At 36.6% G+C, this 26,994-nt stretch carries 19 protein-coding genes; 16 read left to right on the top strand and 3 right to left on the bottom strand.

Translation table 11 applies throughout. From position 1 onward, the window contains the following. Positions 1-20: 20 nt before the first annotated feature. A complete protein-coding gene (recO, locus tag Q2T41_RS08305) occupies positions 21-749 on the top strand; it encodes a DNA repair protein RecO (RefSeq protein WP_304437422.1) in 729 nt (242 codons plus the stop codon). Further along, positions 742-3,153 (top strand): TonB-dependent receptor, encoded by a 2,412-nt coding sequence (locus Q2T41_RS08300; RefSeq protein ID WP_304435696.1) that lies wholly within the window; start codon positions 742-744, stop codon positions 3,151-3,153. The genes recO and Q2T41_RS08300 overlap by 8 nt, the downstream gene beginning before the upstream one ends. A gap of 53 nt (positions 3,154-3,206) precedes the next feature. On the opposite strand, the gene Q2T41_RS08295 is transcribed toward Q2T41_RS08300, so the two are convergent. Continuing rightward, positions 3,207-3,578, bottom strand: coding sequence for a hypothetical protein (locus Q2T41_RS08295; RefSeq protein ID WP_089260969.1), 372 nt, complete (start codon positions 3,576-3,578; stop codon positions 3,207-3,209). Between the two features lie 186 nt (positions 3,579-3,764). On the opposite strand from Q2T41_RS08295, the gene ileS reads away from it, so the two are divergent. Genes ileS through Q2T41_RS08275 form a run of 4 tightly spaced genes read left to right on the top strand, consistent with a single transcriptional unit; the run spans position 3,765 to position 8,902 of the window. Continuing rightward, positions 3,765-7,163 (top strand): isoleucine--tRNA ligase, encoded by a 3,399-nt coding sequence (ileS, locus tag Q2T41_RS08290; RefSeq protein ID WP_304435695.1) that lies wholly within the window; start codon positions 3,765-3,767, stop codon positions 7,161-7,163. A 3-nt stretch (positions 7,164-7,166) separates the two neighbouring features. Then, positions 7,167-7,550 (top strand): TraR/DksA family transcriptional regulator, encoded by a 384-nt coding sequence (locus tag Q2T41_RS08285; RefSeq protein ID WP_089260967.1) that lies wholly within the window; start codon positions 7,167-7,169, stop codon positions 7,548-7,550. Between the two features lie 38 nt (positions 7,551-7,588). Further along, positions 7,589-8,206 (top strand): DUF4097 family beta strand repeat-containing protein, encoded by a 618-nt coding sequence (locus Q2T41_RS08280; RefSeq protein ID WP_304435694.1) that lies wholly within the window; start codon positions 7,589-7,591, stop codon positions 8,204-8,206. Positions 8,207-8,239: 33 nt separating this feature from the next. Beyond that, positions 8,240-8,902, top strand: a complete 663-nt coding sequence (locus tag Q2T41_RS08275; protein ID WP_304435693.1) for a lipoprotein signal peptidase — start codon at positions 8,240-8,242, stop codon at positions 8,900-8,902. Here the strand turns inward: Q2T41_RS08275 and Q2T41_RS08270 are convergent. Continuing rightward, complete coding sequence (locus Q2T41_RS08270; protein ID WP_304435692.1) at positions 8,881-9,453, bottom strand: 5-formyltetrahydrofolate cyclo-ligase; 573 nt, start codon at positions 9,451-9,453, stop codon at positions 8,881-8,883. The genes Q2T41_RS08275 and Q2T41_RS08270 overlap by 22 nt on opposite strands. Before the next feature lie 502 nt (positions 9,454-9,955). Between Q2T41_RS08270 and uvrC the strand changes: the two genes are divergently transcribed. The 9 genes from uvrC (at position 9,956) to Q2T41_RS08225 (ending at position 23,082) form a co-directional block, all read left to right on the top strand. Then, positions 9,956-11,749: an excinuclease ABC subunit UvrC gene (gene uvrC, locus Q2T41_RS08265; RefSeq protein WP_304435691.1), complete on the top strand. Its 1,794-nt coding sequence runs from the start codon at positions 9,956-9,958 to the stop codon at positions 11,747-11,749. Continuing rightward, positions 11,727-14,021 carry a patatin-like phospholipase family protein gene (locus Q2T41_RS08260; RefSeq protein ID WP_304435690.1) on the top strand — a complete coding sequence of 765 codons (2,295 nt, stop codon included), beginning with the start codon at positions 11,727-11,729 and terminating at the stop codon, positions 14,019-14,021. Before uvrC ends, Q2T41_RS08260 begins: the two co-directional genes overlap by 23 nt. Positions 14,022-14,375: 354 nt before the next feature. After that, a complete protein-coding gene (locus tag Q2T41_RS08255; protein WP_304435689.1) occupies positions 14,376-15,155 on the top strand; it encodes a DUF3108 domain-containing protein in 780 nt (259 codons plus the stop codon). A 7-nt stretch (positions 15,156-15,162) separates the two neighbouring features. Beyond that, entirely contained in the window at positions 15,163-16,131 is a 969-nt protein-coding gene (locus tag Q2T41_RS08250; RefSeq protein ID WP_304435688.1) for a tryptophan 2,3-dioxygenase family protein, read from the top strand. A 1-nt stretch (position 16,132) separates the two neighbouring features. Further along, positions 16,133-17,416: a M23 family metallopeptidase gene (locus Q2T41_RS08245; protein WP_304435687.1), complete on the top strand. Its 1,284-nt coding sequence runs from the start codon at positions 16,133-16,135 to the stop codon at positions 17,414-17,416. A gap of 1 nt (position 17,417) precedes the next feature. Further along, complete coding sequence (pgi, locus tag Q2T41_RS08240; protein ID WP_304435686.1) at positions 17,418-19,055, top strand: glucose-6-phosphate isomerase; 1,638 nt, start codon at positions 17,418-17,420, stop codon at positions 19,053-19,055. A 171-nt stretch (positions 19,056-19,226) separates the two neighbouring features. Beyond that, positions 19,227-21,935 carry a TonB-dependent receptor gene (locus Q2T41_RS08235; RefSeq protein WP_304435685.1) on the top strand — a complete coding sequence of 903 codons (2,709 nt, stop codon included), beginning with the start codon at positions 19,227-19,229 and terminating at the stop codon, positions 21,933-21,935. Positions 21,936-22,029: 94 nt separating this feature from the next. Continuing rightward, positions 22,030-22,470, top strand: a complete 441-nt coding sequence (locus Q2T41_RS08230; RefSeq protein WP_304435684.1) for a hypothetical protein — start codon at positions 22,030-22,032, stop codon at positions 22,468-22,470. Between the two features lie 15 nt (positions 22,471-22,485). After that, a complete protein-coding gene (locus Q2T41_RS08225) occupies positions 22,486-23,082 on the top strand; it encodes a 3-keto-disaccharide hydrolase (RefSeq protein WP_304435683.1) in 597 nt (198 codons plus the stop codon). A gap of 12 nt (positions 23,083-23,094) precedes the next feature. On the opposite strand, the gene Q2T41_RS08220 is transcribed toward Q2T41_RS08225, so the two are convergent. After that, positions 23,095-24,138 carry an endonuclease/exonuclease/phosphatase family protein gene (locus Q2T41_RS08220; protein ID WP_304435682.1) on the bottom strand — a complete coding sequence of 348 codons (1,044 nt, stop codon included), beginning with the start codon at positions 24,136-24,138 and terminating at the stop codon, positions 23,095-23,097. A 104-nt stretch (positions 24,139-24,242) separates the two neighbouring features. On the opposite strand from Q2T41_RS08220, the gene Q2T41_RS08215 reads away from it, so the two are divergent. Then, the gene (locus tag Q2T41_RS08215; protein WP_304435681.1) at positions 24,243-26,987 is read left to right on the top strand and encodes a carboxypeptidase-like regulatory domain-containing protein; all 2,745 of its coding nucleotides are present in this window, start codon (positions 24,243-24,245) and stop codon (positions 26,985-26,987) included. The last annotated feature ends 7 nt before the right edge of the window (positions 26,988-26,994 follow it).

The following is a 26,994-nucleotide window of genomic DNA, read 5'->3' as shown; positions in this document are numbered from 1 at the left end:
TGGTCTTACAGCACGTTCCAATGCAAGTTACGACCAAGGCAATAGTATTTACGGCACTTAAATATGGCGATACCAGTCTAATCGTTAAGGCATTTACAGCTTCGGACGGAGTTAAGTCTTATTTATTGCGCGGGGTATTAGCTTCTAAAAAAGGAAAATTAAAGTCGGCCTATTTTCAACCTCTTACCCAATTGGAAATTGTGGCCAACCATAAGAACAAGGGTTCATTGGAATCTATAAGGGAGGCCAAGGTATATTGCCACTACCAAACGTTATACGCCAATATGGCCAAGAATGCCATGGCCCTATTTCTGGCGGAATTATTGGGTAACAGTATCCGTGAAGAAGAAAGAAACGAAGACTTGTATCAGTTTTTAGAGGCTTCGCTACAATGGTTGGACGTACATGATGATATTGCAAATTTTCATCTTTATTTTATGCTGTCCCTTACAAAGTTCCTTGGTTTTTATCCAGATGTCTATCAACAAGATAGACCGTATTTTGACCTTTTGGAAGGTGAATTTGTGGGCAAGGAAACCTTGAATCCAATGTTGAGGGGAGAAAATTTTTATTATTTCAAGACGTTCTTAGGCACAAATTTTGATGCAATTCACACCATAAAGATGAAAAAAACCAATAGACAAGAGTTGCTTAAATCTTTGGTGTTATATTTTGAATTGCATTTACAGGGATTTAGAAAACCAAAATCTCTTGCCGTATTAAACGAAGTCTTTAACACTTATGTATAAATTTTTTTTAGGCATATGGTTTTTCATTGCCTTTTTTGGCAATGCGCAGTATATATCTGTTCTAGATGAGGATAGTGGCGAGGCCATATCCAATGTAGCCATATATAATAAGGATAAATCCAAGATAACCCTTTCAGATTTTGATGGGAGGTTCAATGCATCCCTATTTTTGGATAGGGAACGCATTACCTTGCGGCATATTGGTTATGAAGAATATAAAACCACCAAACAGCAGTTGCTACGACAAGGAAATAAGGTGTACTTATTTATGAAGGCCCAACAATTGGATGAAGTGGTAATGTCGGTTTCCAAATGGGAGCAACAGAAAAAGGATATACCCAATAAAATTATATCCATAGATGCCAAGTCTATTTCATTTACTGCCCCCCAGACTTCCGCAGATTTACTTGAAAGCAGTGGAAAGGTCTTTGTGCAAAAAAGTCAATTAGGTGGTGGTAGTCCTATGATAAGGGGCTTTGCCACTAATAGGTTGCTATTGTCCGTAGACGGTGTACGTATGAATAATGCTATTTTTAGGGGCGGTAATATTCAAAACGTAATTTCAATAGATCCGTATACAATTAAGAATACTGAAATAATATTTGGTCCTGGTTCGGTAATTTATGGGAGTGATGCCATTGGGGGCGTTATGAACTTTTACACGAAAAAACCAGTACTCGCAGAAAATGATAGCCTGTTGGTAGCGGGAAATACCAATTATAGGTTTTCATCGGCCAACAGTGAAAATACATTGCATGTAAATATAAATATCGGTAAAAAAAAGTGGGCATCGCTAACAAGTGTGACCTACAACGATTTTCAAGATTTAAAAATGGGTTCCCATGGACCGGATTCTTATTTAAGGAATTCATATGTAACGCGCAATAACGGTGTGGATGTATTAATGGAAAATGGGTCACCTAGAACACAGGTTACAACAGGGTATGATCAAATAAATCTAATGCAAAAAGTATTGTTCAGGCCCAATGCAAAATGGAATTTAAATCTGGGGGCATATTTTTCAGAAACATCGGATTATTCTAGATATGATAGATTAATACGTCCTTCAAGTGATGGGCAAGGGTTAAGATCGGCAGAATGGTATTATGGTCCTCAAAAATGGTTTATGGCCAATGCCCAGGTTTTAAGAAAAGGTGATGGTAAAGTATATGATGGGTTAAAGCTTGGTTTGGCATATCAACATTTTGAGGAAAGTAGGCATAATAGGGATTTTCAGGATGATGTGTTGAATTCCACCAAGGAACAGGTCAATGCATTGAACGTAAATATTGATTTGGAGAATAAGAAAATAGGTAATTTTAAAACTTATTACGGTGGGGAGTATATTTTTAATACGGTTGGTTCTTTAGGTAACGATAGAAATATTGTGACCGACGAGGAATACCCATCGGCATCACGTTATCCAGATGGATCTACTTGGCAGAGTTTGGCGGGTTATATCAATGGTGAGTATAAGGCCAAACCTAATTTAACATTAATGTCCGGCCTTCGTTATAGCCATGTATGGGTAAATGCGGATTTTGATGACACGTTTTACGACTTTCCATTTCAAAAGGCAGATTTAAGTACAGGGGCGTTGACGGGTAGTTTAGGTTTAAGTTGGTTTCCCAAGGCTAATTTACAAATAACCTTGAACGGTTCAACAGGATTTAGGGCGCCCAATATTGATGATGTAGGTAAAATATTCGATTCTGAACCGGGATCCGTAGTAGTTCCCAACCCAGACCTGGAGCCTGAATATGCGTATAATGTAGAATTTGGAATACATCGTAATATTAAGGACAAGGTAATTATAAAGGGTACGGCCTATTATACGTATTTGGTTGATGCATTGGTGCGCAGGGATTTTAGTTATAATGGGGTTTCTGAAATAGAATATGGCGGTGAGCTAAGTAACGTACAAGCAATACAAAATGCGGCCAAGGCTTTCGTTTACGGATTTGAATTTGGCTTGGAAGCCTATTTGACCGAGCAATGGTCCATGAGATCCAACCTTACTTTTACCCAAGGTGTGGAAGAGGAAGAAGATGGTACGGAGACTCCTGCAAGACATGCCGCACCTACATTTGGGGATTTCCATATTATGTGGAAAAACCAAAGGTTAAAGACAGATCTTTATGTCAACTATAATGGAGAGATAGTTTATGATGATCTTTCAATGTCTGAGCGATCAAAGGAATATATCTATGCTGTTGATGAAAATGGAAATCCGTTTGCACCATCATGGTATACGTTGAATTTTCGTTCGCAGTTTGATATTTCACAGAGTTTAAAGGCATCCGCTAGTATGGAAAATATAACGGACCAACGTTACAGGACTTATTCCTCAGGTATTGTTGCACCAGGGCGTAATGTCATCTTAGGTCTTGGCTACTATTTTTAAACAAAAAAAGACCCGCAATAACGGGTCTTTAAGAATTCAAAAGAGAGGTTAATTTAGTTTTTAACCGCTTTTTCTATTTCATTGGCTTTTTTTGCAGCCTTGTCAGCAGCTTCATTGGCCGCATCCTTAACGTCGTTACCTGCTTCTTTTGCGGCATCCATAGTTTTTTCACCGGCTTCCTTTACGGTCTCGGCCGCATCTTCAGCAGCTTTCATGGCATCCTCACTGGCTTCCTTTGCGGCATCCATAGCACCTTCACCAGCTTCTTCAAGCTCTTCACCAGCTTCTTTCAAGCTTTCTCCAGCTTCCTCTAAAGCGGCACCAGCTTCTTCTGTAGCGGATTTTGCCTTGTCTGCAGTTTCTCTACAGGAAATGGACATACTTAATGCTAAAATTGCTAATGATCCTAAAATTACTTTTTTCATTGTGTTATGTTAAATGGTTATTGTTTAGAGTTATATACGGGTCATTTTACATTTTGGACGTAAAACATGTTAATATTTTTCACATTAGCGTATAACCTACTATTTCAATGAGGACAAAACCCATAATTTAAATCTAAATTTTATAATTTTGCAGCCTTTAAATTCCAGTCCCATAAGCATTTTAGTATGAAGTTCGCAGAATACCAAGGATTAGATTTACCAAAGGTTGCAGAAGAAATTTTGGACTATTGGGCCACCCGTGCCATTTTTGAGAAAAGTATCTCTACCCGTGAGGGAAAGGAGAGCTATGTGTTTTACGAAGGTCCTCCATCGGCCAATGGTATGCCTGGTATCCATCACGTAATGGCACGTACCATTAAGGATATTTTTCCTAGGTATAAGACCATGAAAGGGTTTCAGGTAAAAAGAAAAGCGGGTTGGGATACCCATGGACTACCAATAGAATTGGGAGTGGAAAAAGAGCTGGGCATTACCAAAGAGGATATTGGGGTAAAGATATCCGTTGAGGAATACAATGCGGCTTGTAAGAAAGCGGTAATGCGCTATACGGATGTATGGAACGCCATGACCCAACAGGTTGGTTATTGGGTTGATATGGATGACCCGTATATTACCTACAAGTCCAAATACATGGAGACCGTATGGTGGTTGTTAAAACAAATATATTCCAAGGACCTTATTTACAAGGGGTACACCATTCAACCATACTCGCCAAAAGCCGGTACGGGATTAAGCTCACATGAACTAAACCAGCCGGGTACCTATCAAGATGTGACGGATACTACAGTTACCGCACAATTTAAAGCAGTAGAAGAAACCTTACCGGATTTTTTACAAAACGAAGGTACTGTCTACTTTTTAGCTTGGACGACGACACCTTGGACATTGCCGTCTAACACTGCGTTAACTGTAGGGCCGAAAATTGATTACGTGTTAGTAGAAACGTATAACCAATATACGTTTGAACCCATGAACGTTATACTTGCCAAGAATTTGGTAGGAAAACAATTCTCGGGTAAATACAATCAGGTGTCGGAGAAATCGGATTTGTTGTCTTATGCGTCTGGTGATAAAAAAATTCCTTTTTATGTCGTAAAAGAATTTAAGGGTAAAGACTTGTTGAACATTAAATATGAGCAACTGTTAGATTATGTATTGCCTTATGAAAATGCTGAAAATGCATTTAGAATAATAGCTGGGGATTTTGTGACTACAGAGGATGGTACCGGTATTGTGCATACCGCACCAACATTTGGGGCAGATGATGCTATGGTGGCCAAACAGGCCGTACCGGAAATTCCGCCAATGTTGGTATTGGACGAGAATGGAAACTTGGTGCCTTTGGTAGATTTACAGGGTAAATTTAGACCGGAATTAAAGGAGCTAGGCGGTAAATATGTGAAAAACGAGTATTACGAAGATGGTAAGGCTCCAGAACGATCGGTAGATGTAGAGATTGCCATAAAGCTCAAGGAAGAGAATAAGGCCTTTAAGGTTGAAAAATACGTACATAGTTATCCTAATTGCTGGCGTACGGATAAGCCTATTTTGTATTATCCCTTGGATTCGTGGTTTATAAAAGTGGCAGACGTCAAGGAACGAATGTTTAAATTGAACCAGACCATAAATTGGAAACCAAAAGCCACAGGGGAAGGCAGGTTTGGAAACTGGTTGGCAAATGCCAATGATTGGAATTTATCAAGATCACGTTACTGGGGTATTCCTTTACCTATATGGAGAACCGAGGATGGCAAGGAAGAATTAATTATTGGTTCCGTTGCCGAACTGAAATCTGAAATGGCAAAAGCCATTGAGGCCGGTGTATTGCAAGAAGATATCTATGCGGATTTCGTTGTGGGAGACATGTCAGAGGAAAATTATGATAAAATAGATTTACATAAGAATATCGTAGATCAAATTACATTGGTATCGGCTTCTGGAAAGCCTATGAAGCGTGAGAGCGATCTTATAGATGTTTGGTTTGATAGTGGGTCTATGCCGTACGCACAATGGCATTATCCATTTGAGAATAAGGATTTGATAGATGAAGGAAAAACGTTTCCTGCAGATTTTATCGCCGAAGGTGTTGACCAAACACGTGGTTGGTTCTACACCCTTCATGCAATAGCTACTATGGTTTTTGATTCCGTTGCCTATAAGAATGTGGTATCCAACGGTTTAGTGTTGGATAAGGAAGGCAAAAAAATGTCAAAACGTTTGGGCAATGCCGTTGATCCCTTTGAAACCATGAACGAACATGGTGCAGATGCAACCAGGTGGTATATGATCAGTAATGCAAATCCATGGGATAATTTAAAGTTTGATACGGAAGGCATCATTGAAGTCAAAAGAAAGTTCTTTGGTACCATTTATAATACGTATTCTTTCTTTGGTTTATATGCCAATCTAGATGCGTTCTCTTATAAAGAGCCAGATGTACCGGTTCAAGAACGTCCAGAGATAGACCGTTGGATTTTGTCAGAATTAAATTCCCTGATCAAGGTAGTGGATACGGCGTATGGAGAATATGAACCCACAAGGGCGGCAAGGTCAATTTCTGACTTTGTTCAAGAAAATTTAAGCAACTGGTATGTACGATTGTGCAGGAGACGTTTTTGGAAAGGAGAATATGCACAGGATAAAATTGCGGCCTATCAAACATTATATACATGTTTGGATGTAGTGGCAAGATTATCTGCTCCTATAGCACCATTTTTTATGGATCGTTTGTATTTGGACCTGAACAAGGCAACCGTAAAGGGCGGTTTTGAAAGTGTACATTTATCGGATTTTCCGGTAGCCGATGAATCTTTGATAGATAAAGGTTTGGAAGTTAGAATGCAAAAAGCGCAGACTATATCCTCTTTGGTTCTTTCCATACGTCAAAAAGAGAAGATCAAGGTACGCCAGCCATTGCAGAAAATTATGATTCCCGTACTGGATGAGCAGGACAAGAAAGATATCAAGGCGGTTTCAGAATTAATTAAGTCAGAAGTTAACGTTAAGGATATTCAGTTGCTAGATGATGCCTCGGGTATATTGGTAAAGCGTATAAAGCCTAATTTCAAGACGTTAGGGCCAAAATTTGGAAAGGATATGAAAGCCATTGCACAAGTGGTCAATGCATTTTCGCAGACTGATATCCAGAAAATTGAACAGAATGGCGAATTAACAATTAAATTAGAGAATAAAAGTATTAATTTACAGTTACAAGATGTAGAAATTAGTTCTCAGGATATAGAAGGTTGGATGGTGGCCACTTCAGGGAAATTAACTGTTGCCTTGGATGTTACCATAAATGAGGATTTGCGCAATGAGGGCATAGCTAGGGAATTGGTTAACAGGATTCAGAATATTAGAAAAGATTCCGGTTATGAAGTAACTGATAAAATTGCAATTAAAATCTTGAAAGATGGTTTTGTCGAGAAGGCGGTTGAGAAAAATATTGACTATATTAAAACCGAGACATTAACGGCAGTATTGAATTTTGAGGGTAAATTGGAAAAAGGTACGGATATTGCATTTGATGAAGTAAACACAAAATTATTTATTGAAAAATATTAAAAGATGGCAGAAGATTTAAAAGTAAGGTATTCTGACAAGGATTTGGCAGAATTCAAAGATTTAATAGAAGACAAGATAGAAAAGGCTAAAAGTCATTTGGAGCTATTAAAAAGTGCCTACATGAACGATGGTAATAATGGTACAGATGATACTTCTCCAACTTTTAAGGCCTTTGAGGAAGGGTCGGAAACAATGAGTAAGGAAGCCAACACCCAATTGGCCATTAGGCAAGAGAAATTTATTCGAGACCTTAAGAACGCTTTGTTGCGTATAGAGAACAAGACTTACGGTATTTGCCGTGTAACCGGTAAACTTATTAATAAGGAGCGTTTAAAACTTGTACCGCACGCCACTCTTAGTATAGAGGCTAAAAATATGCAGTCTTAAATAAAACGCCTTAAGGGGCGTTTTTTAATACCATTATTTTGGGTAGATTTTTATTTTTACTGGTCCTTTGTCCTTTGGGTCTTTTTGCCCAAAAACATGTTCAGAGAATTCTGCTTACGGAAGATATAGGTTTGATTCAAGTCAATACGGCAAACTGTTTTGAGGTTCAAGTTAATACTGTAGACGAGCAGGTGGTCAATGCCGAGGCAAATATTGAAGGTGAATATGTTGATAATTTAAATCTACAAGTAGTTTCCAGGGGTTCAACTATATTCATTGACGCCGGTTTTTTACCTAATTTCAGTAACCCTAATGATAAATTAAGCGCCCATAAAGTGGTTTCCATCGTATTGAATATATCACTACCAAAAAACAGAAATGTTGAAGTTTACGGTACCAGTTCAAGAGTAGTTGTAAATGGCGCCTATAAGAAACTGAACATTATCTTGTCCGATGGGGTATGCGAAGTAAACAATGCAGTTGGAGCTATAAAGGTCAAAACACAAAGTGGTGCAATTAAGGTATTGTCCAATGCCGCAAATATATCTGCAACGACCAAATATGGTGAGGTCGGTCCAAATATAATCCCAAATGGTTTCTCCACATATGACCTGCAAACCGTTACAGGCAATATTGAACTCATTAAAACCGAATAATATTTATATTTTTGCCCACATTGATTTGAACCCATGAATATTAAAAAATCCATTTTATTTATTGTATTGATACTAGTAATAGATCAATGGAGTAAAATATATATTAAGACCCACTTTGTACTGGGTGAATCCGTTGAGGTATTTAGTTGGTTTAAGATTCTCTTTATAGAAAATGAAGGTGCGGCATGGGGAGCTAAATTAAGCGACATTTTACCCATTTCGGATGAAATAGGTAAATTGGTATTGACCATTTTTAGGTTATTCGCCATTTTTGGTATAGGGTATTGGCTTTTTGACGTAATTAGAAAAAAAGCTTCCACTACACTTATTTGGGCGGTATCCTTAATTTTTGCCGGTGCATTGGGTAACATTTTAGATTCTGTTTTTTATGGAATAATTTTTAATGATAGCTATAATGAAGTAGCTACTCTCTTTTCAAACGAGCCCTATGGAAAGTTGTTTTATGGTAAGGTGGTAGACATGTTGTATTTTCCAATGGTAGACACTACCTGGCCTAATTGGGTGCCTGGTTTTGGTGGAAAGAATTTTAGGTTTTTTGAGCCTGTATTCAATATAGCGGATACCGCAATTAGCACCGGAGTGGGTATTTTATTAGTATTCAATAAAAAAGCATTTGGTAAGGATCTGGATAAAAAAGATCCGGACAATGAGGATTATAGCGCATTGAACGTGTAGGTTTTGTTGGGTGTTATACAATAATCCAATGGTATATCGGTAGGTAGAACATCATCAAATGGTTCTTTTTCAGCTTCAAAAAAGGAAAGGCCTATTTTTACAACATCTCTTCTGCATTCTTTTAAAAAGCGATCATAATAACCTTTACCATAACCAATTCTATTTCCTTTAATGTCAAAAGCAAGGAGGGGTATAAATACCACTTCTAATTTTAATGGATCTATGGTTATACCATCTACGGGTTCAGGTATATGTAAGGAATTATATGAAAATTTAGTACTATCTGTAAGAAGGTAATGTTCTAATTGATTGTTGGAAACTATTTTGGGCACCACTACATGTTTATCGTAACCTAATAATATGGAAATTAGGCCTTCTGTATCTATTTCTAATTTATTTTTAATGGATAAAAAAATATGGAAATAGTGGTAGCTCCATATAGGTAGACTTAATGCTGAGTTCGCAATAGCAATACTATTATCGGTAATCTGTGATTGAGATAGGGAACTTCTAAGTTTGGAATATTTATAGCGTATATCTTTCTTCAGCATCGTGAAGTGAATAGTGTGCTGAAAATTCTTAGATTATTCTTTACCTGCAACAGCAAAAAATACCTTAAAAAATAACATTAATATAAGATATGTTCCAAGAGTGATGATATAGCTTTCCATAATTATAATGTTCTTATAGTGGTAAAATGATTCGTAATCACGTTAAAAATAGGTAAAATAATTAATAAGATATCTATGAACTGCACTTTTTTATCGTTAAACAGCGCTTTTTTATTAAAAAATTAACGTTGTAGTAAATATTAAAAAGAAGTGGATGTTGTAAATAATTGAAAATCAAAAGATTACGAGAATACAAAATTTTCAGATTACGCACTATGTAATTTAGCTATTGCTTTTTTAAACACTTCATAATTAAATTCATTCTAATTATTAAATACGCAATTTGAAGCGTTGGGGAGTTAATCTACTTTTTTGTATCATTATATATAAGGTATAGTGTTATTTAAATTAGTATTATAGACTAAATTCGTAGTGTAGAACTATGTCAGGGATTCCATTAAATATACAGTTAAGCGCATTGCCCTCCAGTCCTGGGGTATATCAATTTTATGATGCAAATGGAGGTATTTTATATGTAGGTAAGGCAAAAAATCTAAAAAAAAGGGTTTCCTCATATTTTAATAAAAACCATGAATATGGTAAAACCCGTGTTCTGGTCAAAAAGATAAAGGAGATAAGACATATAGTAGTACCTACAGAATCAGATGCCCTATTATTGGAAAATAACCTGATCAAGGAACTTAGACCGCGGTATAATGTCTTGCTAAAAGATGACAAATCCTACCCATGGTTATGCTTAAAAAATGAACGTTTTCCAAGGTTGTTTCCTACAAGAAGGGTTATTAAGGATGGTTCAGAATATTACGGTCCTTATACCAGTATGAAAACGGTACGTACATTGTTGGACTTGATTAAGAGTGTTTATCCGTTGAGGACATGCAATTATGACCTTTCTGCGGAGAAGATCAACGCGGGTAAATATAAGGTTTGTTTAGAATATCATTTGGGCAATTGTAAAGGACCATGTGAAGGGTATCAATCTATAGTGGAATATGACCGTCAAATAGATGATATAAGGGAAATAGTAAAGGGGAATTTTAAATCGTCTATTACTTACTTTAAAGGTCAGATGAAGGCGCTGGCCGCTGAAATGAAGTTTGAAGAAGCGCAGGTTATTAAGGACAAGATAGATGTATTGGAAAATTATCAGGTAAAATCTACCATTGTAAATCCAAAAATCAGTAATGTAGATGTATTTAGTATAATTTCTGACAATGCTTTTGCATATGTTAATTTTTTACAATTATCCCATGGGTCTATTATTAGGTCGCACACTATGGAAATCAAGAAAAAGCTTGAGGAGAAGGACGAAGAATTACTGGAATTGGCAATAGTGGAAATAAGGGAACGGTTCCAGTCAAAATCCAAGGAACTGTATGTGCCGTTTAAGGTTGCCCTTACTCCCGATTTAAAAATTACCGTACCCAAATTAGGAGATAAAAAACGCATACTTGACCTTTCTGAACGTAATGCTAAATTTTTTAGACAGGAACGTTTTAACCAAATTAAGATAATTGACCCGGACCGCCATACCAATAGGATCATGGCGCAAATGAAAAAAGATTTGCATTTGTCCGTAGAACCTAGGCATATAGAGTGTTTTGATAATAGTAACATACAGGGGAGTAATCCGGTAGCTGCGTGTGTAGTGTTCAAGGACGGTAAACCATCCAAAAAAGATTACCGGCATTACAATATTAAAACAGTTGTTGGTCCAGATGATTTTGCCTCTATGGAAGAAGTTGTCTTTAGACGGTATAAACGATTATTGGAGGAAATGGAGCCTTTGCCCCAACTTATTGTAATAGATGGTGGTAAAGGTCAGTTGTCTTCAGCGCTTAAAAGTATAGATGCATTAGGATTAAGGGGTAAAATTGCCATAGTGGGTATAGCCAAACGGCTAGAGGAAATTTATTTTCCCGAAGACCCTGTACCGTTATATTTGGATAAAAAGAGCGAAAGTTTAAAAATCATTCAAAATGCAAGAAATGAAGCGCACAGGTTTGGTATTACCCTACATAGAAATAAAAGGAGTAAGGGTGCTATAAATTCGGAATTAATAGGTATTGAAGGTGTGGGTGAAAAAACCGCGCAACAATTGTTAAAGCAATTTAAATCCGTTAAACGTATTAAAGAGGCGTCCAAAGAAAGTTTGGCAGAAATAGTTGGTGCATCAAAAGCAAATAAAATTTATGAATCATTTCATACCACATAGCGCCGGTCTTAAATGCATTTTATTTGGCCTAGCATTTTGTTTGCTCAACGTATCATTGTTGATCGGACAAGAGGGTCAAGGGAATGAAAGGCCTAAGATAGGTCTGGTACTCAGTGGTGGTGGGGCAAAGGGCATGGCACATATTGGGGCCTTAAAGGTGATTGAGCGGGCAGGTATCAAGATAGATTATATTGGCGGCTCTAGTATGGGTGCTATTGTTGGTGCGTTATATGCTTCTGGATATACGGCCATGGAACTTGACTCAATGTTCAATGCAACAAATTTTGGATCGTTGATTCAAGATAATCTTCCAAGAAGTGCAAAAACGTTTTATGAGAAGGAAGATTCTGAAAGGTATGCTTTGTCATTACCGTTTGATAATTTTAAGGTGTCCGTTCCACCTGCATATTCCGGAGGTCAGAATATCTATAATGAACTGGTGAAATTATTATATCATGTAAAAGATGTCAAGGATTTCAATAAGCTACCTACGCCGTTTGTTTGTGTGGCCACTGATATTGAAACCGGCAAACAGGTAATCTTGAACAAAGGATATCTGCCAGAGGCCGTTTTGGCAAGTGGAACCTTGCCATCGTTATTTGAGCCAACGATTATAGATGATAAGGTTTTAATAGATGGTGGTGTGGTGAACAATTATCCCATAGATGAAGTTTTGGCAATGGGCGCTGATCTTATTATAGGCGTTGATGTGCAGCATGACCTGTCGGATAGGGAATCGCTCATATCCGCAACAGAAATTTTACTACAGATCAATAATTATAGAACGGTAGCGGATATGAAACAAAAATCCGAAAGGACGGACATCTATATTAAACCTCAAATAGAACAGTATTCGGTTATAGAATTCAATAAGCTAAAGGCTATAATTAAGACCGGGGAAGATGCCGCATTTTTAAAATTCGAAGAATTAAAAGCGCTGTCCAACGGCTCTGGAAAGGAAAAGACGGTTAATTATAAAACCGATGAAAATATTGTTTTGAATAGATTGATGATCGAGGGCAATACAAGTCATACACGCGGATATGTAAAAGGTAAATTAAGATTTAACCTAAACGAACCTATAACCTTTCATAAACTACAACAAGGTATAGGCAACCTCGCTGCAACCGGAAATTTTAAGACAATTAGATACAAATTATTGACCAATGTTGATGATGGTGAGGATTTGGTTTTACCGCTAGATGAAACACCTACCACTTCTTTTTTGAGACTTGGGGCCCATTATGATGACTTGTATAAAAGTGGGGCAATCATAAACCTGACCAAACGTAAAGTTTTGTCAAGGGACGATGTGGCTTCTTTTGATCTTATTCTAGGGGATAATATTCGGTATAACTTTGAATATTATATGGATAAAGGCACCTATTGGAGTTTTGGTATTAACTCCAGGTTCAATGATTTTGAACAGGAAATAGATTTTGATCTTATTGGCGATAATTTTGATGTTACACAAAATACCAGGATTAATTCCATTAATCTATCGGTATCGGATTTTACCAATCAAATCTATGTGCAAACCGTGGTCAAAGAGGAATTTGCTTTTACTTTAGGTGCAGAATATAAGGATCTAAAGTACAGTACCAGGACCTTTGGGGAAATAACCGATCCCAATGTGCCAATAAATACCCAAACTGAAAATGGTAGGACCTATTTTGAAAAGAGTAATTATATAAGTGTCTTTGGTGCATTAAAACTAGATACCTATGATGATAAATATTTTCCTAAACGCGGACTATATTTTAACGGGGACATGCATTATTACCTCTTGTCATCTGATTTCAATGATAATTTCAAGGATTTCTCGGTTTCAAAGGCAAGAATGGGTATGGCATTCCCTTTGTTTAAAAAACTGTCCTTAAATTTGGAAACAGAAGGTGGGTTTAAGTTGGGTACCTCCAAGGTTACCAGTTTTGATTTTTTATTAGGGGGGTTCGGTACGGACTTTATTAACAATTTTGCCCCATTTATAGGATATGATTTTATTAGCTTGTTCGGAAATAGTTATGTGAAGGCCTATGGAAGATTAGATTATGAATTCGCACAAAAGCACCATGCACTTTTCTCGGCCAATTTTGCCAATGTAGATGATGATTTATTTAGGACAGGAGATTGGTTCAAGGTCCCTATGTATTCCGGTTTTGGTGTAGGCTATGGCTGGCAATCTTTTTTAGGTCCGATCAATCTGTTATATTCTTGGTCACCAGAAACGGATAATTCCCAATTTTTTGTCAGCGTAGGGTATTGGTTTTAGGCTTTATCGAGTAAGAATTTAACGCAATAAATTTAGCTCTTGCACCTTTGTTCTTAATACTTTCATAAATATTAACCTTAAGTGTGAATAACTGTTAAGTTTATCGTTAAAGTAAGTTAAACCGTATTACAGGAAGAAAATAGTGCTGTAAATTTACACCAACTAAGGGGTGGTTCCCTTACAACTTTAAGTAGTGGTTTTTCATAATTTAAAGTTTGGTTGGTTATTTAGGAAAAGCCCAGTTTTAAGACTGGGCTTTTTTTGTGCAATACTTTGGAACAAATTTTGTTTAAGTTATTGTAAGGATAGCAATCGAGAAACTTCAATTGCTACTTTTGCCTTAAAGTAAGGACTATGAGAAAATTTATGTTGCTTTCCCTTCTTAGTATAAATCTAAGTGTTTTTGGTCAAAAAGCGCAAACTGCATTTAATACGGGCGAGTGGTTAAAATTTAGGTTGCACTATGGATTTTTAAACGCCAGTTATGCAACCTTACAAGTCAAAAATGCCACTATTGACGATAAATCTGTATACCATGTTGTAGGCCATGGTGAGACCACCGGTGTTGCCAGTTGGTTTTTTAAGGTAGATGATACATATGAAAGTTACTTTGATAAGGAGGATGGTAGGCCCTATAGGTTTGTTAGAAAAATCAACGAGGGCGGATATACTAAAGATGTTGAAATAAACTTTGATTATGAGGAAGCGAAAGCTGAGTTAAATGATAAGAAAAACAAGAAAAAGCTTAATTTTACGCTACAAGAGAATATCCAAGATCTTATTTCTGCTTTTTATTATTTAAGAAACAATTATAAGACAGATGATCTCGAGGAAGGTAAGGCCATTACCTTAAAAATGCTTTATGATGATGATGGGGTTTTCAATTTTAAGCTTAAGTATTTAGGTTTGGAAGTTGTTAATACCAAATACGGTAAGGTGGAATGTTTAAAATTTAGGCCCTTGGTACAATCTGGACGTGTTTTTAAAGAGCAGGAAAGTTTGTCATTATGGGTTTCAAATGATCAAAATAGAATACCTATACGTATAAAGGCAGATTTGGCGGTAGGTGCCATTAAAGCAGATTTGGATGGTTACAATGGTCTTAAACATCAGTTTAAAATTATAATGGATTAACGTTTAAATGAAAAATAGAGAGCAGATCAATTCCCAAATTTCTAAACTTGAAGAAAAATATAAGGATTCAGGCCAAGATCTCAGCTCATATTTAGACGGTTTGCTTCATCAGCGTTACCTAACGTATTGGGATTATATTCATTTAGACACTTTGTTAAGTTTACAGGTTCCAAGAACCCATTTCCCAGATGAAGAGATTTTCATCATGTACCACCAGATTACGGAATTATATTTTAAGCTTATTCTCCACGAGCAAAAACAGTTGGTAGATGACAAAAGTGACGATGTTAATTTTTTTGCAGAAAAATTAAGACGAATCAATAGTTATTATACGGTGCTCATTTCTTCTTTTGGTATTATGATTAAAGGAATGGAAAGGGAGCAATTTCTTCAATACCGTATGGCTTTACTGCCTGCCAGTGGATTTCAGTCCGCACAGTTTAGAATGATCGAGATTTACGCCACCGGTCTTGAGAATTTGGTACATGTAAGTGAAAGAAATCAATTTTCCAAAGCAGATTCCATTGAACAACTGTATGAGCATATTTATTGGAAAAAAGGTGCCACTGATTTAAGTACCGGAGAAAAAACATTGACCTTGAAACAGTTTGAATATAGGTATACGCCAAGGTTAATCAGGATTGCTAAGCAAGTAAAGGAAGCTACCATCTATCATAAATATTTAGGATTGTCCAAATCTCAAAAGAAGGACACAGATCTTATAGAGGCGCTAAAGGCACTGGATGTAAATGCAAATGTAAACTGGCAATTGATGCATATGGGCTCTGCTCATAGATATTTGCGCAAGGATACGGGAGATATAGATGCTACCGGTGGAACCAATTGGAAAGAATACCTTCCGCCCAGTTTTCAGAAAATAGTTTTTTTTCCAGAGATTTACACAGAAGATGAATTAAATAATTGGGGGAAACAATGGGTAGACCATATGTTTAATCCAGATAAATCAAAACATTAGAATGCATAGATATTGGGGCATAATATTGGCATTGACGATTGCGGTCTCCTGTAAGGACGATAATGGGCAAGCAAAAGAGTTTGCACAACAGGTGCAACAGGTAAAGGAACTGCCAAAGGTAAATGAGCAGTACGGATTTAATCTAGATGAATTTACGGTACATCTAGATACGGTCAGAAATGGCGACAGTTTTGGTGAGTTAATGCAAAAAAATAGGGTTGCATACCCAAAGGTTGCAGCTATTTCAGAACGGTATAGAGATACCTTTGATGTAAGAAAAATTAGGGTCGGCAAACCTTATGTAATCCTAAAATCCAAAGATACGGTTGGGCAGGCGCAGGTGTTTATTTATCATAATGACCCCATAAATTATACTGTAGTAGATATGCGGGATAGCGCACACGCTTATAGAAGTAAAAGAAAGGTTAAATACATACAGCGAGAAGTATCAGGGGTTATTGAAACCAGTTTATCAGAAGCAATTTTGGATCAGGGCATAGATTACAATGTTACCCATAATCTGGCAAATGTGTATGCTTGGACCATAGATTTTTCAAGGCTTCAGAAAAAAGATAAATTTAAGGTCATCTATAAGGAAAAATACATCAATGATACTATTTACGCTGGAGCAGAACCGGTAGAAGCTGCATATTTTGAACATAATGGCAAACCGATCTATGCTTTTGCCTATGAAAATGATTCCTTGAAAAATATTGTAGATTATTTTGATCAAGATGCCAATAATCTTCGCAGGACATTTTTAAGAATGCCGGTTGAATTTGGCAGGTTATCATCAAGGTATAATCTAAATAGACGAATAAAATATTACGGGTATAAAGTACGGCCACATAAAGGTACGGACTATGCAGCGCCAATAGGCACACCAATTATGGCAACGGCAGATGGTACAGTTATAGAATCTACCAGAAGGGGCGGTAATGGTAAATATGTAAAAATCAGGCACAATGGCACTTATGCTACCCAATACTTACATATGAAAGCCCAAAAAGTGAAAAAAGGCCAATTTGTGCGCCAAGGTGATGTTATCGGTTGGGTAGGTATGACAGGTAATACAGGTGGCCCACATGTGTGTTATCGTTTTTGGAAGCATGGTAAACAGGTAGATCCTCTAAAGGAGGAATTGCCCCAGGCAGAACCTTTGAACGAATCCTTAAAACCGGACTATTTCACTTATATAACACCAATTAAGGAACAATTGGATTGTATTATTTATCCAAAGGTTTTATTGGAAGATGAAGATGATTTAATAACGCTTAATCAATAATATGTCATTAAATAGAATTAACCCAACGCAAACTCCTGCTTGGATCAAGCTTAATAACCATTACAATAATATTAAAAATGAACATTTAAGAAGTATGTTCGCTTCAGATGCCAAAAGAGCGGAAAAGTTTACGCTGCAATGGAACGATTTCTTATTTGATTATTCCAAAAATAGAATAGATGAATCTACTATGGAATTGTTAATGCAATTGGCCAATGAAGTAAGTTTGGAAGATTCAATTAAGAAATACTTTAACGGTGATGCAATAAATGAGACTGAAGGTAGAGCGGTATTGCACACTGCGTTGAGGTCAAAAGAAACGGATAATGTACGCGTAGATGGTGTTAATGTAATGCCAGAGGTCTATGAGGTCAAAGCGCATATAAAAGAATTTACGAACGCGGTAATAAATGGGGAATTAAAAGGGTATACCGGCAAACCTTTTACCGATGTTGTCAATATAGGAATTGGAGGTTCTGATTTGGGTCCGGCTATGGTCACGGAAGCCCTTAAATATTATAAAAATCATCTTTCCGTTCATTTTGTAAGTAATGTGGATGGGGATCATGTGAACGAAGTATTAAAGACATTGGATCCTGAAACTACATTGTTTGTGGTAGTGTCCAAAACGTTTACGACCCAAGAGACCTTAAGTAATGCCACGACGATAAAGAAGTGGTTCTTACGTCATGCCACCCAACAGGATATTGCAAAACATTTTGCTGCGGTATCTACAAATTCGGAAAAAATAGCGGAATTTGGTATTGATGCTGCCAATGTTTTTCCAATGTGGGATTGGGTAGGAGGCCGGTTTTCATTATGGAGTGCAGTTGGGCTAACCATTGCACTGGCGGTTGGTTATGATAATTTCAATGATATGTTGAAAGGAGCCAATGAAGCCGATATTCATTTCAAGGAAACGGATTTTTCAGAAAACATCCCGGTGATTATGGCATTGTTAAGTGTGTGGTACAACAACTTTTATGGTGCCGAGACAGAAGCAATTATACCTTATACCCAATATTTGAGCAGATTTTCTGCTTACCTGCAACAGGGTATCATGGAAAGTAATGGAAAAAGTGTTGACCGTAGTGGTAATGTCGTTGGTTATGAAACTGGAACGATTATTTGGGGAGAACCAGGAACAAACTCGCAACATGCATTCTTTCAATTAATACACCAGGGTACAAAATTGATTCCTACGGATTTTATTGGTTATAAACATTCGTTACATGGTGATAAAGGACACCATAATAAACTTATGGCCAATTTTTTTGCCCAAACCGAGGCTTTGATGAACGGAAAAACCAAGGAAGAGGTTGTTTCTGAGCTACAGGCCAAAAACACGGACCAAGAAGAAATAGATGCTTTAACTCCTTTTAAGGTTTTTGCAGGTAACAAACCAACAAATACAATATTAATAGACAAATTAACTCCAAAAAGTTTGGGTGCCCTTATTGCATTTTATGAACACAAAATTTTTGTCCAGGGGGTTATTTGGAATATTTATAGTTACGATCAATGGGGAGTAGAACTAGGTAAACAATTGGCAGGTACAATATTGAAGGATATAGAAAGTTCGGAATTGTCAAACCATGATAGCTCTACATTGCGACTTTTGCAATATTTTAAGAAATAATCTAGAATTCCATTAAGTTCTTCAAAAAAGTATAACTTATTCATTTACAGTTCATTTTTATCATTATTTCCGGTATTTTTGCATGGCTGATTTAACGTTACCTTAACGTTAGAGGACAAAAATTAAAAGACTTTTGCAGCGAGTTAAAAACTAACAAAAAACTTGAAAAAAATGAAAAAAATGTATTTTGCATTAGCGGCATTTTTAATGACCGTAACTGCTTTTTCACAAGGAACTATTACAGGTACCGTACTAGATGGGGACACTAATTCTCCATTGCCGGGAGCTACGGTAATGGTAAAAGGTACCTCTAATGGTACGTCAACGGATTTTGACGGTAACTTTACGATCAATGTAAATGCTGCTACCGGTACACTTGTAGTTTCTTACATTGGCTTTGATTCCAAGCAAGTAGCTTTTACTGCTACAGGAAGTATAGGTTCTATTGTATTGGTGCCAAATGCACAGGAATTGGAAGGTGTTGTCGTAGTAGGTGTTCAAGATATTGCTAAGGACCGTAAAACACCTGTTGCCGTTTCTACAATTAAGGCGGAAGAAATTCAATTGAAATTAGGTTCTCAGGAATTTCCGGAGTTGCTAAACACTACTCCTTCTATATATGCTACCAAATCTGGTGGTGGTTTTGGTGATGCACGTGTTAACATACGTGGTTTTGACACCAATAATTCTGCAGTGATGATTAATGGTGTTCCTGTAAATGATATGGAAAATGGTCAAGTATACTGGAGTAACTGGGCAGGTCTTTCAGATGTGACATCTGCAATTCAGGTACAAAGAGGTCTTGGTTCTTCAAAACTTGCGGTATCTTCTGTTGGTGGAACAATTAATGTTGTCACTAAAACTTCATTAAATGCGGAAGGCGGGGCAATTGGTGCAACTGTAGGTAATGACGGTTATGTTAAAACGTTGGCGTCATATTCTTCAGGTCTTTTGGACAATGGTTTTTCTGCTTCTATGTTAATTAGTAGAACCGGTGGTAATATGTATGCTGACGGAACAAAATTTGAAGGTTATAATTTCTTTATGGGATTAGGATATACCGCAGGTGATCATAATCTAGAGTTCATGGTTACTGGAGCACCACAATGGCACCACCAGAGAAGTAGGGCTACATCAATAGAAACTCAAATTCTTTATGGTGATGGCGATGGTGAGCCAAATAGAAAATATAATGAAGATTGGGGATATAGAAACGGTGAAGAGTATAGCTTTCGTCGTAATTTCTATCATAAACCGGTTATTAGTTTAAACTGGAGCTGGAATTTAAGTGATAAAACTACATTGGAGACTTCTACCTATGCTTCTTTTGGCCGTGGTGGTGGTACTGGAGAAATTGGTGAGATTAATGGTAGAAGACAATTTGCGCTACCTAGAACTGCTGACGGTTTGATTAGGGTTGATGATATTGTTGCATATAATAGTGGTCAATTAGTTCCGGATTTTAGTGATACACCAAGAGAACAGATTAATGGTCAATATGTAAACAACAGTGACCAAAATCCAAATGAGAATAATACAAATGGTATCACTAGAAGGGCATCCGTAAATTCTCATAACTGGTATGGAATTTTGGCAAATTTCAATAATCGAATTTCCAACGATTTAACCATTGATTTTGGTGTTGATTTAAGAAAATACACAGGGTATCATTATAGAAGGGTAGATGACCGTTTAGGAGGTGATGTTTACCAAGAGACGGATAATAGGAATGACCCTAACCAATTATTTTCTGAAACATATAAGTCAAACCAACCATGGTGGGTATTTGGTAATATTGATGATGAAGAAAAAATTGATTACTATAATACTGGTTTAGTAAACTGGTTAGGAGTATTCGGTCAAGTTGAATATAACTTTACTGAAGATATAACAGGATTTGTCCAAGGTGCATTGTCTAATCAAGGTTTTGCTAGGGAGGAATTCTTTAATGAAGTACCTGCAGAAAAGACAGACTATGAAAATATTCTTGGCGGAAACGTTAAAGGTGGTTTAAACTGGAATGTTGATGCTAAAAATAACTTCTTCGCGAATGCAGGATATTATTCTAAGCAGCCTTTATTTGATGCAGTTTATATCAATTTTGGCAATAATTTAAATCCAAATTTAACTAATGAAAAAATCACAGGTTTTGAATTAGGATATGGTTACAGAAGTTCTAAGTTTAGAGGAAATGTAAATTTATATTACACAAGTTGGAAAGATAGGTTTGAATCTGTTGGAGCAACTTTTAATGCAGGTCAACCTGATGAAATTCGTGGAACTGCTAACATTTTAGGAATTACTCAGGTTCATACCGGTATTGAGCTTGACGGTAGATATCTTGTTAGTGACAAATTTACATTAACAGGTATGATGTCCATTGGTAATTGGGAGTATAAGGATGATGTTACCGCAACGTATTTTGACAACGACCAAGCGCCAATTGTTATAGGAGGTGTTGAGCAAGTTGAGACATTGGAATTAGGTGGTGTTAAAGTTGGTGATGCTGCACAGTTTACAGCATTTATTGGCGCAGATTACAACGTAGTTGAGAATTTAAATGTTGATTTTGGTTACCGTTTTGCTGGTAATCTATATGCTCAATTTGATGCTACAAGTGTTGGTCCTGACGGAGCTTTAAAATTACCTTCTTTTGGTCTTGCTGATGCAGGTGCTACTTACAACATTCCATTCGATGATAAAATGTTAAGTTTTAGATTGAACGTGAACAACCTTTTTGATACTACGTATATAGCGGAGTCAGATACTAATATATTTGCTCAGCCAGGTGATGATACTTATGATGGTATAAATACTAGTAACCGTGTATTCTTTGGTTTTGGTACAACTTGGAACTTAAGTGCAAGATTTAATTTCTAAAATAATTCTTAGAAAAAATATAGACCCTGGCTGCAAAGTCAGGGTTTTTTTATGCTTAAATTTCAGTACTTTTAAATTTGAAAACTAAACAACTATGTACGAAACTATTCAAATGCTTCATTCTTATTTGGCCTATGTTGCATTGGCGGTGTTAATTTTGGCGGTTGCCAATGCCATAACCGGTCTTATTGGAAAACGGATCTTCAACATGAACAAAGATTTAAGGCTCAGTCTTTTTGCCCTAATTCTTTGTCATATACAACTATTGGTAGGCCTTGTGCTATACTTTGTGTCACCAAGTGGGCTTAGTGCCTTACAGGAATTTGGCATGGGAGGTTTGTCTTCCGCTGCACGTTTATTGGCCGTAGAGCACCCATTTATCAATATTGCTGCAATTGTGTTAATAACCATAGGGTGGTCCAGGCACAAGAAATTTGTGGAAGGTGATAAAAAATTTAAGAGTATTGCTATTTTCTATGGTTTAGGCCTATTACTTATATTAAGTAGAATTCCTTGGGGGCAATGGTTCAATTAACCCAATAAGAGGTAGATGGGTAATGTTACATCGTTATTATTGATGGTGCTTTGTACTGTTTCTATGCATGCGCAAAGTAGACCGCTGTTCAATGGTGTGGACTTGGAAGGCTGGTCCGTTTTTGGAACCGAAAAATGGTATGTAGAAAATGGAGAATTGGTTTGCGAAAGCGGCAAGGATAAAGGTTATGGATATTTGTCTACAGACCAACATTATAAAAATTACGTGTTGAACCTAGATTTTAAACAAGAGGCCAATGGAAATAGTGGAGTCTTTATAAGGTCTACCGTAGAAGGTACAACGGTAAGTGGTTGGCAAATAGAAGTTGCTCCACCGGGTTATTTCACTGGGGGCATTTATGAATCTTATGGTAGAAAATGGTTGGTAAAACCAGAACTTGAAAAGGACAATGCCTTAAAATTCGGTGAATGGAACCATATGAAAATTAAAGTAGATGGCAATACTGTCACCTCTTGGGTCAATGGTATGGAAATGGTATCGTTAGAGGATGAGATAATCGGTGCTGGGGTAGGTTCTATTTTATTGCAAATTCACGATGGTGGCGGTATTAAAGTACGGTGGAAGAATATAGAGATCCAGGAGTTGGATTGATTTTTTGCTGACCTAAGGCGCGGCCTTTTTTATCAAATAAAGGAAAACGGGAAAATGATCGCTGTACCCACCAATATATGTTCCGCCTGCATAGGTGCGTAAAGGGTATCCTTTATATTTTCCCTTCTGGTCTATTAGATAGTCTGGGGTATGAATACCAGCTTTCCAAAAGCTATACGTTTTTTTGGATTTATCGATTAGGTTAGCGGTCATATAAAGTTGGTCAAATAAATTCCATTTATCCCTATAGGCCAACGAGCCATTTCCTTTCCTATACAATTTTTCCATAGGACCGTATAAGTCTAGACTATCCAATTTATTGGCATTTTTTCGTACCTCAAGAACTTTTTTGAAACTTGGGTCTATGGGGTCGTCGTTAAAGTCTCCCATACTAATTATTTTGGCATTGATATCCTCTCTTCTAACCGAGTCTATTATGCGTTTGTTCAATTTGGCCGCTTCTAATCTGTAAGGCCTACTTCTGGCTTCACCACCACTTCTGGAAGGCCAATGGTTAACCATAAAATATATGGTTTCATTATCCAGTAAGCCCTCTAAGATCAACTGATCGCGGGTATAATTACGGTTTCCGTCGTCTGTGAACAATAATAATCTATGGCTATTAAAATTAACCGGAATAAATGCATCCCTTTTGTATAATAGGGCTACATCTATACCACGCTCATCTGGGGAATCAAAATGAATAATACCAAAATTATAAGGTTTTAGATTTTGGTGGTCAACTAGGTCTTGTAAAACATCTAAATTCTCTACTTCGCAAACTCCAATAATGTCTGGAACCGATGTATGGGCAGAAGAGCCTATTTCCGAAAGTACCCTAGACATGTTCTCAATCTTTCCAAGATAACGCTCCTTGGTCCATTGGTCTTTGCCGGAAGGTGTGCGGTCATCATCAAATATTAAGCTATCATTCTCTGTGTCAAATAAATTTTCCAAGTTGTAAAAAGCTATAGTTCTAATTTGATACATATTGGAATCTTGACTAAAAACTCCTGAATAAAGAAAAATTAATAACAAAAAATAATAATGCCTCACGAATGGTATTTTGACTTAAAAAAATACTAGTATACGGAAAATTTATGGTAATTATTAAGTAATTGATATCTTAATGACCTGATGGTAAGGTCTTAAGCTGTTATATGAATAGAAAAATAATTGTCTTTTTAATTTTCATTTTTGGTATCTCATGGTCTCAAGCACAAACCAATTTATATATAAAGGGAGTTATAAAAGATGCACAAAATGAGAAGGTCCTACAGAATGCTGAAATTTTTTTAGAAGGAAATTCTAATAAAGTTCTTTCTAATTATAAAGGAGAATTTTATTTAACTGATCATGGTAGTGGGTCCTACATTCTTCAAATATCTATTAAGGATTATGTTAGTAAACGTATACCAGTTTTTTTAGAGGGCAAAGATTTGGAACTGGGTGTTATTTTAATAGAGAAGGATATAACGTTAGAGAAGAGTTTACATTTAATCAATATTTCTGAAGATGAGTTGTTGGATGACGAAATGAATTCCAATTCCTTGGCCTTGCTCCAGGCCACAAAAGATGTTTTTTTAAATAGGGCCGCGTTTGATTTTGGCCAGGCATTTTTCAGGGTCAGGGGGTATGATTCTCAATATGGTGAAGTTCGGTTAAATGGGTTGCCCATGAATAAATTGTTAGATGGTAGGCCGCAATGGAATAACTGGGGAGGTCTTAATGATGTAATAAGAAACCAGTTATATGCCAATGGACTGGAAGTTTCGGATTTTTCTTTTGGGAGTATTTTGGGCAACACCAATATAGATTTACGCCCATCTAGATTAAGACCTGGTACTAGGCTGTCTTCCTCTATATCTAACAGGACCTATTCCGGTAGATTAATGGCGACTTATAATTCCGGATTGAAAAATGAAAAGTTTGCCTTCATGTTATCGGCGTCTAGAAGATGGGCAAAAGAGGGTTATATTGATGGAACTTTATATGACGCTTATTCTTTATATGGTAATTTGGAATATCAGTTTAATAAAAAACATACCTTAAACATTGCAGGAATTGTAGGTTCCAATAGAAGAGGTCGCTCTTCGGCGTTAGCTGAGGAGGTATTTGAAATTCAAGGCAGAAAATATAATCCGTATTGGGGCGAACAGAATGGTAAAATCAGAAATTCCAGGGAAAGACATATTAAGGAACCATTGTTCTTATTGAATTACATTTTTGAATCCAATAGGGTAAAGGTAGATGCAGGGTTAAGTTATCAAACCGGATTTTATAAAAGAAGTAGATTAGGATATTACAATGCGCCTAATCCAGACCCAACGTATTATAGGTATCTGCCTAGTTTTTATATCAATAGTCCAATAGGTGCTAATTTTGAAAGTGCTATAATCGCCAAGGATGGCTTTTTAAAAAACCCAGAGTTAAATTGGGGTTCTTTTTATACGGCCAATACTAGTTTAGGTCAAAATGGAAAAGCTGCGTATGTTCTCTATGACGACACTATTGCTGATGATCAATTAACCTTGAACCTAAATTCAAATATAAATTTAAGCGATAGTATAAGGATAGATTTTGGAACAACCTTTCAAGAATTGCACTCTAAAAACTATGCACTGATCAATGATTTATTGGGTGCTGAATATCATAATGATATTGATATATTTTCAGAAACGCGCAATGATTTAGCAACGGATGTAAATAAGAAGAAAGGAGACATATTCAATTATCATTATAAATTGTTAGGTAATAGTACAAGTGCATATACCCAATTGAACCTACGTCTTCATAAATTATCTTGGTTTCTATCTGGAAAATATGAACTAGTAAAATATCAACGTAGCGGTTTGTACCAAAATGAAAGATTTTTGGACAACTCCTTAGGGAAAAGTGAAAAGATCAAATTTTCCAATAGGTCCCTAAAATCTGGGATAAATTATAAGGTAACGGGTAGGCATTGGGTTTCTGGAAATATTGGCCTAATCCAAAAAGCACCTATACTCCAAAATGTTTTTGTAAATCCCAGGGAATCCAATACCGTTGTGCCAAATTTGAATAATGAAAAAATTACCACTGTAGATGCAACCTATTTTTTAAGATTGCCTAAACTTACCGGTAGGTTAACAGGCTATTACACCCGTTTTCAAAATACCACCGATATAAATTTTTTCTTTGTGGATTCAGGAATTGGGTCAGATTTCGTACAAGAGGTGTTAACTGATATGGATAAGTTACATATGGGTACGGAACTAGGATTGGAATACCAATTGTCAAGTGCCGTTAAATTATCCTTTGTTTCATCTATTGCCAAACATACATATGCCAGTGATCCTTCTGTAACCATAAATTTTGATACGGCCGGTTCCAACGAGGATGTCATTGATGTTACCGGTTCAAAATCTCTAGGTATTGCGGCCATAAAAGGATACAAACTGGCCCAAGGTCCACAAAAAGCTATTGCTATAGGGTTAGAGTATAGAGATCCAAAATATTGGTGGGTTGGTACAACCGCAAATTATTTGGCAAATAATTATGCCAACATCTCTACAATTATTAGAACGGAAAGTTTTCTGACCGACCCGGAAACAGGTGAGAAGTTTCCAGAAGCCACAACTCAAAATGTACAAAATTTATTAAAACAGCGTCCATTGGACAATTTTTACTTGCTCAATCTTATAGGTGGCAAGTCATGGTTAAGGAACGGAAAATATTTGAGTGTGTTCGCAAGTGTTAATAATGTATTTGATACGACCTTTAGAACAGGAGGTTATGAGCAAAGTAGAAATGGTAATTATGGCCAGTTAAATCAGGATAATCTAAGTGGTACACCTTCTTTTGCCCCTAAATACTGGTATGGATTTGGTAGAACCTATTTTTTGAATTTGGCATTTAGCTTTTAAAACCTCG

The organism is Maribacter confluentis, from assembly GCF_030505015.1.
In the GTDB taxonomy this organism is placed as follows: Bacteria; Bacteroidota; Bacteroidia; order Flavobacteriales; family Flavobacteriaceae; genus Maribacter; species Maribacter sedimenticola.
Note: the sequence above shows the minus strand (reverse complement) of the source record. Positions and strands in the feature narration are given on the sequence as shown.